Source organism: Geobacillus sp. BMUD (assembly GCF_013096845.1).
GTDB classification, from domain to species: Bacteria; Bacillota; Bacilli; order Bacillales; family Anoxybacillaceae; genus Geobacillus; species Geobacillus vulcani.
Genome location: NZ_SDLA01000011.1, coordinates 89,426 through 98,345, shown reverse-complemented (window position 1 = coordinate 98,345; position 8,920 = coordinate 89,426). Strand labels below are relative to the sequence as shown.

The following is an 8,920-nucleotide window of genomic DNA, read 5'->3' as shown; positions in this document are numbered from 1 at the left end:
TGAGTGTCTTATGCTCTAGCGGCGAAGTGGACACGCCTCAAAGAATAAGGATTGCTTGAAGCAGTCAAACTTCTTTGGAAGCCTCCACTTCAAATTTTCGCTAGAAAATTAAGTGGGGGTAGTTCACAAGCGCGGACAGCGGAAGAGTGAGATGCACGAGGATGGTTTGTCGGCAACTGGGTGTGGGCAGGCGCGCCAAGAATCGTATTTGCGTAGGCGGCAGAGCGCTCCATTGAGGGTAGGGTCTTTTTCACCACCACAATCGATATACATGGCGCTGCTTTTGTCGTTTCTTGTTTCAAAGAATGACGAAAACAAAAAGAATAGAACGCTATTCGTCAAAATTTGTTTGCAGATGGGACGAATGGACTATTTACAAAGGAAGAAAAAAACGGTAAAAATAGAAGTGAGGACGGCAGTTTAGAAAAAAAAGAAAATTCAGTTTATAAGGGGACAGCATCATGGTTTACGATGGAATCATTTTGTCGTTGTTGATCGGCTGGTTTCGCGGCGGCAGCTTCAAAGGTTTGGCTCATATGAAATTGCGCGGCGGTTGGTTGTTTCCGCTGTTGTTGGCGGTGCAGATTGTCGTCTTTTTCCTTCAGGAAAACGTGGCATGGATCGCGAAAATGAGCAACGGCATCTTCCTTCTTGTTTATGTGACCGGATTGGTGTTTTTATGGCTCAACCGCCATCAGCCGGGGTTTCCGGTCATCTTCGCCGGCGTCTTGCTCAACTTTATCGTCATGGCCGTAAATGGTGGACGGATGCCGGTGTCCATCGAAGCCGCCCAATTTCTCGGCCGTGAATACATCGAAGCGTTAAAAGCCGGTTTGTACGGCAAGCACCAGGCGATCACATCCGATACACTTCTGCCGTTTCTCGGCGACATCATTCCGCTGTCTCCGCCGTACCCACGTCAACAAGTCATCAGCATCGGCGACGTCGTGATGAACGTAGGGGCGTTCTTGTTCATCCAGCATCTCATGCTCAGTGCGCCGCGGCATCGAGCAGACGATGCTGAGAAAGAAACCACGGCCGCTCCTGCGAATCAATAAAATATGGGGAGGAATTTATTTATGAAATTAAAACAAACTCTTATCAACCTGTTAATTATTGGTTCTGTGATTATTGCTTTGACCTCTGGTATGAAAGTTGTTTGATAACTTATAAACAGAAAAGGTAGTCAATGTAGATTACCTTTTCTGTTTATATTTTTACATATTTTATTACGAGCTTTATTACTTTTACATAATTTTGTTATTTTACGATAAATTTGTATTTGTTGAGAGTGATTATCATGAATAAAAATAAAGTGTTATCTATTGGTAACAGCCCTTATGCTTTTAGGATCTATATTTTCTGTATAACTTTAGTAGGAATTATAATTTATTCATTTCATGTTGATTCCTTATTTTTGCCTTTAGATAAGTGGGTTATGATTTATGTATTGACAGCATCCGTGTTGATAGTAAACCATTTTTTGATTTATCTTCCTCCAAAAGGAAATTCGATTTCTATGGATTCTTCTATTTATCTAGCATCTTTGTTTATGTTTGGCTTGTCCACAGCGTTGCTTATCTTAGGGCTATTCAGTTTTATATATGCGCTATATAGAAGACGGGTAGAATGGTGGAAGCACTTATATAATTTTTCAATGTATAACTTGATGATTACAAGTGCCTATTACACTTTTCTTGAAACTGGAGGGTCAATTGGCACAACAGGTATACGTAATATTCTACCGTATATAGTGGCTTTAATTGTATACTTTTCAGTTAATATTTTATTGTTATGTTTCTATTTTATTTTTTTAGCTAATCAATTATTTAAAGGGGTTCTTCATTTCGGTTTACTAAAGGAAGTAGGAATGACCTACTCTATAACGTTAATCCTCTCATTAGTATTGTTAGTTTTATTACAAACTGAAAAGTATTTCGGGGTTTTTTTGTTTACGATTTTAATAGTGATGTTGTCAATGGCGTTTAGGAAACTTTTATATTTATATCAAGAAAAATCTAATCAGCTAAATCATGATCATCTAACCGGCCTATACAACCACGGCTATTTCAAAGAAACGCTCAAGCAACAGTTTTCTGACTGCAAGATGCTCAAACAGCCGCTGACGCTGGCGTTTCTTGACTTGGACGATTTTAAAAAATATAACGACCGGAACGGTCATTTGCAAGGCGACCGCTTGTTGACGTTTTTTGGGAAACTGTTGCAAAAAGCGGTGGAAGGGACGAATTTCACGGTCGCCCGCTATGGCGGAGAAGAGTTTGCGATTTTAATGCCCAATACCATGAAAGAAGACGCGTACGTGTTTTTAAACCGGTTGCGCAAAGAAGTGAACGATACATATTTTGAAGGCGTCGAGCATATTCCGTATCGCTGCTTGTCGTTTTCGTGCGGCATCGCTGAGATGGAGAAGGATATGTATGAAAGCGAGGAGCTGATTCATCGGGCCGATCAAGCGTTGTATTACGCGAAGGCGCAAGGAAAAAACAATGTGCAATTGTATGACAAGCACAATATGTGCTTGGATGAGATTAAGTTTAAGCAAGATTTGGAAGCGCTCGAGCAGCAAGTGAAATTTTTTCTTTCCAAAGATGTGTATACATATCGCCATAGCAAACGGGTGTTTAAATATGCGCTCGAATTTGGCAGCCGCCTTGACGGGTTGACCGACCATGAGCGGCAGACGCTCATTTTAGGGGCGCTTATCCATGACATTGGCAAAATTGAAGTGCCGCGCGATATTTTAAATAAGAGCGGAAAGCTGGAAAAGCATGAGTGGGAGATTATCAAAAAGCACGTAACGTGGGGGCGCGAGATTGTGGCGGCGGAGAAGCGGTTTGATGATCTGCTTCCGCTCGTTGAGTTGCACCACGAACGATATGATGGGAAAGGGTATCCGTACGGGCTGAAAGGGGAAGAAATCCCGAAACTGGCCCGCATTTTGTGTATTATCGACTCGTTTGACGCTATGACGACCGAGCGGCCGTACCAGCCGACGAAAACGTTTGAAGAGGCGCTTGAGGAAATCGAACGTTGCGCAGGGACGCAGTTTGATCCGGTGTATGCGGCGAAGTTTATCGCGTTTGTGCGAGAGCGCTATTTGCCGCTGGTGGAAATGCAACAATTGGATTAGGAGGAAGGCACTTGCCGATGGCAAGTGTTTTTATTTTTGGCTTTCCGTGAAAATCCCGCGCCGGCAAGCGGTGATTTTCAATCCTCGGGTGGCGGGCAAACCATTGCCCATGGACCTTTCTGTGAAAAATCAAGCGTTGGTGGGCTGTGATGTTCATGTGCTGGGAGTAGAGAGGAACATTTACTTATGGATGAGGTTTTGATCGATTTTGATTGATTAAATTCTTTATTTGATTGATATTGATAGAAAACGAATGTTTTTGATTGATTTTTTCTCCCTCTTGGCATATGATAGAGTTGTAAGCGATATCGCCGATGATCGGAGGTGGGAATGTGCTGACGGAAGAACGCCACCGCCTCATTTTGGAGCTTTTGGCGCAAAAAGGGGTCATCAAGCTGCAAGAGCTCGTTGACGCTACCGGAGCGTCGGAGTCGACGATTCGCCGTGATTTGACGCAGCTTGAAAATGAAAAGAAACTGCGCCGCGTGCATGGCGGGGCGGCCTTGTTGCAGCAGAAACGCGAAGAGTTAAGCGTATCGGAAAAATCGCTGAAATATATCGAAGAAAAACGGCGGATTGCCGCGCATGCGGCTAGTTTGGTGAAAAAAGGAAACTGCATCTATTTAGATGCGGGGACAACGACGTGGGAAATGATTCCGCACTTGGCTGACAAAGAGGTCATCGTTGTCACGAACGGCGTGATGCATGTCGATCGGTTGCTTGAGCACAACGTGACGACGTATTTGATTGGCGGCATGATCAAGCCGAAAACGAAGGCGTTGATCGGTCGCGGCGCCATCGAGTCGCTGCGGCAGTACCGCTTTGACCAATGCTTCATCGGCGCCAACGGTGTTCATTACGACTACGGCTATACGACGCCGGATCCGGAAGAGGCGTTGGTGAAATATACGGCGATGCAGCTGGCGCAACGTGCGTATGTGCTAGCTGACCATTCGAAGTTGAACGAAAGCGCGTTCGCGAAAATTGCCGATTTGCATGAGGCGGTTTTGATTACCGATCAGTTGGATGAAGATTGGCAGCAGTGGTATCAGGCAAAAACGACGGTAGAGGTTGTGACACCATGATTTACACGTGTACGCTCAATCCATCGGTTGATTATATTGTCCATATGGATGAACTGCGCGTCGGTGAACTGAATCGTGCTTTGAAAACGTTGACATTTCCGGGCGGCAAAGGCATTAACGTGTCGCGTGTGCTCAAACGCCTCGGCGTCGACAGCACGGCGCTCGGGTTTGCCGGCGGATTTACCGGCGCGTTTATCGAAAGCGAGCTCCGAAACGAAGGAATCGCGTGCGATTTCGTTCGTATTCCCGGCCCGACGCGCATCAATGTAAAGCTGAAAGCCGGGATTGAGACGGAAATTAACGGTCAAGGCCCGGTGATCGCCAGCGAGGAGGCTATGCGGCTGACTGCGAAAATCGCGGCGCTTTCCGCTGGTGACGTCCTTGTGCTTGCGGGAAGTGCCCCGCCTTCGTTGCCAGTGGAGGTATATGAACAGCTGGCCGCGGAGGCAGCGAAGCGGCAAGCCCGTCTTGTCATCGATACGAGCGGTTCGGCGCTCGAGTCGCTGCTGGCGTATCAACCGTTTCTTGTCAAGCCGAACCATCATGAGCTTGCTGAGCTGTTTGGCGTCTCTGCACTGACGAAAGAAGAAGTCGTCATCTATGGCCGCCGTTTGACCGAGATGGGCGTTCGTCATGTCATTGTGTCGATGGGCGGCGCTGGAGCGTTTTATTTCGGCGAGGAGGCGGAACTGTTTGCCGAAGCGCCCAAGGGAACGGTCAGAAACTCGGTCGGGGCGGGCGATTCCATGGTAGCGGGCTTTTTAGCCGCCCAAGAGAGCGGAAAATCGCTCGAGGAAGCATTCGCCTACAGCGTGGCGGCCGGAAGCGCGACCGCATTTTCCGAGGATTTATGCACGAAAGAAGAAGTGGAAACGCTCGTCGGCCGTGTCCGCATGATGCATTTATAAGAAACAAAGGGGGAGCGCAAAAATGAACATGACCGATTTGTTGACGAAAGAAACGATCATTCTTCAGCTTCAGGCGAAGACAAAGAGCGAAGTGATTGATGAGTTGGCGGCGAAGCTCGCCGAAGCGGGAGCGGTCAGCGATGTCGAGGCGTTCAAACAAGCCATTTGGGCGCGTGAACAACAAAGCACGACCGGCGTCGGCGAGGGCATCGCCATTCCGCACGCCAAAACGGCGGCGGTCAAGCGCCCAGCGGTGGCGTTCGGCCGTTCAGTCGCCGGCATTGATTACGAGTCGCTGGACGGCAAGCCAAGCCATTTGTTTTTCATGATCGCGGCTCCAGAAGGTGGGGAGGAGACGCATTTGCAGGCGCTGGCCCGATTGTCTTCGCTGCTGATGGATGCGTCGTTCCGCGCTCAGCTTGAAAACGCTTCAAGTGAAGAGGAAGTCATCGGTTTGCTGGCGGCAAAAGAGAGCGAAGGGAACGCATCGTCGCCGCAGGCCGCATCGGCTAGCAGCGGCCGGAAGGTGCTCGCCGTCACCGCCTGCCCGACCGGGATTGCCCATACGTATATGGCGGCGGATGCGCTGAAAGCGAAAGCGGCGGAAATGGGGGTGCCGATCAAAGTCGAGACAAACGGCTCCGATGGAGTGAAAAACGCTCTGACCGCGCAGGAGATTGAAGAGGCAACGGCGATCATTGTCGCAGCCGATAAACAAGTCGAAATGGACCGCTTCGACGGCAAACACGTCATTCAAGTGCCCGTCGCCCAGGCGATTCGTCAGCCGGAAAAGCTGATCGAGCAGGCGTTGCGTCAAGACGCACCGATTTATCGGGCGAGCGGCCAGGCGCGAGGCAGCGCGGGAGCGGCGAAGCCGCGCACCGGTTTTTACAAGCATTTGATGAACGGTGTATCGAATATGCTTCCGTTTGTCGTCGGCGGCGGGATTTTGATTGCGCTTTCCTTCACCTTCGGCATTAAAGCGTTTGATCCGAAAGACCCGTCGTATCATCCGTTTGCTAAATTGTTGATGGACATTGGCGGCGGCAATGCGTTTGCGTTAATGGTTCCTGTGCTGGCCGCATTCATTGCCATGAGCATTGCCGACCGGCCGGGGTTTGCGCCGGGGATGGTCGGCGGTTTTCTGGCGGCGAACGGCGGGGCGGGTTTCTTGGGCGGATTGATCGCTGGCTTTCTGGCCGGGTATTTGGTCGTCGGGCTACGCAAACTGTTCAGCCGGTTGCCGCAGTCGCTTGAAGGGATTAAACCGGTGCTGCTCTATCCGGTATTCGGCATTTTCCTCACCGGCGTCATTATGATGTATGTGGTCATCGATCCTGTCAAGGCGTTGAATGAAGGGCTGAAACATTGGCTTTCCGGCATGGGAACCGCCAACTTAGTGCTGCTTGGCGCGGTGTTGGGCGGCATGATGGCGGTCGATATGGGCGGACCGATCAACAAAGCGGCGTATACGTTTGGCCTGGCGATGATTGAAGCTGGCAACTTTGCGCCGCATGCAGCGATTATGGCTGGCGGGATGGTGCCCCCGCTCGGATTGGCGCTGGCGACAACGTTCTTTAAAAAGAAATTCACGAAAGCCGAGCGGGAAGCCGGAAAAACGTGCTATATCATGGGCGCTTCGTTCATTACCGAAGGGGCGATTCCGTTTGCCGCCGCTGACCCGGTGCGGGTCATTCCATCGATTATCGTCGGCTCGGCGGTTGCTGGAGCGTTGACGATGTGGTTCCATATCGGGCTGCCGGCACCGCACGGCGGGATTTTCGTCATCCCGATCGTCAAAGGCAGCGCATGGCTTTATATCTTGGCTATTTTGATTGGTTCCATCGTAACCGCATTGATGGTCGGGTTGTGGAAAAAAGAAGTGGAAGAATAATAGAAGTGGAAGAATAATAGAAGAAGAGGCGTTTCGCCAAAGGCGGAGCGCCTTTTTTGTTATGGAGTTTGCTATTTTTCTTACCAAATTTTCATGACAATGGTCATTTCTCATGATAAAATGAACGGTTGTAAATGAGAGGAGAACCCATGATGAACACATTCTTGCAGCTGAATACGATTTTTATCAGCATATTGATTGAATCGTTGCCGTTCGTTGTGCTCGGGGTGTTTGTTTCCGGAGTCATTCAAATGTTTGTCAGTGAAGAGACCGTACAACGGTGGGTGCCGAAAAACCGCTTTTGGGCCATTGTTTATGCCACGTTGCTCGGGGTGTTTTTCCCTTCATGCGAATGCAGCATCGTGCCGATCACTCGGCGGCTCGTCGCGAAAGGGGTGCCGCTTTACGCGGCGGTGCCGTTTATGTTAACGGCACCGGTCATCAATCCGGTTGTGCTGTTTTCGACGTATATCGCTTTCGGAAGCAGTTGGACGATGGTATTGTGTCGGGCGCTGTTCGCTTGCGCTGTCGCCGCCGCTGTCGGCGCCGTGATGGCAATTCGGCATGAAGGCAGCGAGTTGCGCCATGAGCGGCGTGAGATGCCGATGATGCCCCGTACGTGGAAAGAGAAAATGGTCGGCACCCTGCGCCATACGATCGATGAATTTTTTGCGACCGGGAAGTATTTGATCATTGGGGCGTTCATTGCTTCGGCGATGCAAACGTATGTGAAAACGTCGGCGCTTGTGGCGATCGGCAATGGGAAAGTGGCGGCCTCTTTGGTCATGATGGCACTTGCCTTTGTCCTGTCGCTCTGTTCCGAGGCGGACGCGTTTATCGCCTCGTCGTTTCAAAGCACGTTTCCGTTTCACGCGTTGGCCGCGTTTCTCGTTTACGGGCCGATGCTCGATGTGAAAAATACGCTCATGTTGTTCCAGTCGTTCCGCGCCCGGTTTGTGTGGAAGCTGATTGCTTATATCACGTTGTTCGTGTTTGCTGGTTCGCTATTGATCTAGCAAGGAGGTGGCGGCATGATTCGCATGTATATTTTGCTTGGGTTTGCGTTTTTGTTTTTTCATTTATACATTACTGGAGAGTTGAGCAAATACATTAATATGCGGTATTCGTATATTTCGTTTAGTGCGATGTTTGTGTTTGCTTTTTTAACGATTGTGCAATTTGTGCTGGCAAGCCGCAACGAGGAACCGCGCGATCATGGGGAAGAGTGCTGCGGCCATCACCATCATGAGCCGTCCGCGCGCTGGAAGCGGGCGGTAAATTACCTTATTTTTGTTTTTCCGCTGGCTTCCGCCTTCTTGTTTCCCGTTGCGACGCTAGACTCTGAAATCGTAAAGGCAAAAGGGATTCATGTTCCTGGGATGGCGGCTGACAGCAGCGATCCGTTTGCCCAGCGTCAGTTTTTGCGTCCGGATACGAGCATGTATTATGGGCGGGACGATTATCAAAATGCCATGGAAAAAGAGCTGAAAAAATACGGTCGTCTTGCTCGCTTGCAGTTGAATGATCAAAACTATTTAAATGTCATGGAAACGATTTATCAGTTTCCCGGTGCATTCGCCGCCCGCGACATTGAATTCACCGGGTTTGTCTACCGTGAGGAAACGACGCGCGCCAATGAGGCGTTTCTCCTTCGCTTTGGGATCATTCATTGTGTTGCCGATTCCGGAGTATATGGGTTGCTTCTTCAGTTTCCAAAGACGGTGCCGCTGCAAAATGATGAGTGGGTTCATGTGAAAGGTACGCTATCCACCATGTATTACCAGCCATTTCATATGACGCTTCCGTATGTCAAGGTGACGTCATGGGAGCGGGTGTCCAAACCGAAGGACCCATACGTTTACCGCCAATTCAATGAATAAGA

General features: G+C 49.4%; 7 protein-coding genes. All 7 read left to right on the top strand.

Translation table 11 applies throughout. The features are described from left to right. The first annotated feature begins 461 nt into the window (after positions 1 to 461). Positions 462 to 1,058, top strand: a complete 597-nt coding sequence (locus ETC05_RS12700; RefSeq protein WP_031409310.1) for a DUF5317 domain-containing protein — start codon at positions 462 to 464, stop codon at positions 1,056 to 1,058. Positions 1,059 to 1,300: 242 nt separating this feature from the next. Next, positions 1,301 to 3,151 (top strand): diguanylate cyclase, encoded by a 1,851-nt coding sequence (locus ETC05_RS12695; protein WP_171661162.1) that lies wholly within the window; start codon positions 1,301 to 1,303, stop codon positions 3,149 to 3,151. A gap of 332 nt (positions 3,152 to 3,483) precedes the next feature. Next, a complete protein-coding gene (locus ETC05_RS12690) occupies positions 3,484 to 4,236 on the top strand; it encodes a DeoR/GlpR family DNA-binding transcription regulator (protein ID WP_031409314.1) in 753 nt (250 codons plus the stop codon). Then, the gene (gene pfkB, locus ETC05_RS12685; RefSeq protein ID WP_031409316.1) at positions 4,233 to 5,144 is read left to right on the top strand and encodes a 1-phosphofructokinase; all 912 of its coding nucleotides are present in this window, start codon (positions 4,233 to 4,235) and stop codon (positions 5,142 to 5,144) included. The genes ETC05_RS12690 and pfkB overlap by 4 nt, the downstream gene beginning before the upstream one ends. A gap of 22 nt (positions 5,145 to 5,166) precedes the next feature. Further along, positions 5,167 to 7,038: a PTS fructose transporter subunit IIABC gene (locus ETC05_RS12680; protein ID WP_171661161.1), complete on the top strand. Its 1,872-nt coding sequence runs from the start codon at positions 5,167 to 5,169 to the stop codon at positions 7,036 to 7,038. Between the two features lie 149 nt (positions 7,039 to 7,187). Further along, complete coding sequence (locus tag ETC05_RS12675) at positions 7,188 to 8,054, top strand: permease (protein WP_171661160.1); 867 nt, start codon at positions 7,188 to 7,190, stop codon at positions 8,052 to 8,054. A 15-nt stretch (positions 8,055 to 8,069) separates the two neighbouring features. After that, positions 8,070 to 8,918 (top strand): TIGR03943 family putative permease subunit, encoded by an 849-nt coding sequence (locus ETC05_RS12670; protein ID WP_171661159.1) that lies wholly within the window; start codon positions 8,070 to 8,072, stop codon positions 8,916 to 8,918. Positions 8,919 to 8,920: the final 2 nt, after the last annotated feature.

Bases quoted from the DNA above. Each gene is read 5' to 3' on its own strand.
- ETC05_RS12700 (WP_031409310.1), top strand. From the start codon at position 462: ATGGTTTACGATGGAATCATTTTGTCGTTGTTGATCGGCTGGTTTCGC.
- ETC05_RS12695 (WP_171661162.1), top strand. From the start codon at position 1,301: ATGAATAAAAATAAAGTGTTATCTATTGGTAACAGCCCTTATGCTTTT.
- pfkB (WP_031409316.1), top strand. From the start codon at position 4,233: ATGATTTACACGTGTACGCTCAATCCATCGGTTGATTATATTGTCCAT.
- ETC05_RS12680 (WP_171661161.1), top strand. From the start codon at position 5,167: ATGAACATGACCGATTTGTTGACGAAAGAAACGATCATTCTTCAGCTT.
- ETC05_RS12675 (WP_171661160.1), top strand. From the start codon at position 7,188: ATGATGAACACATTCTTGCAGCTGAATACGATTTTTATCAGCATATTG.
- ETC05_RS12670 (WP_171661159.1), top strand. From the start codon at position 8,070: ATGATTCGCATGTATATTTTGCTTGGGTTTGCGTTTTTGTTTTTTCAT.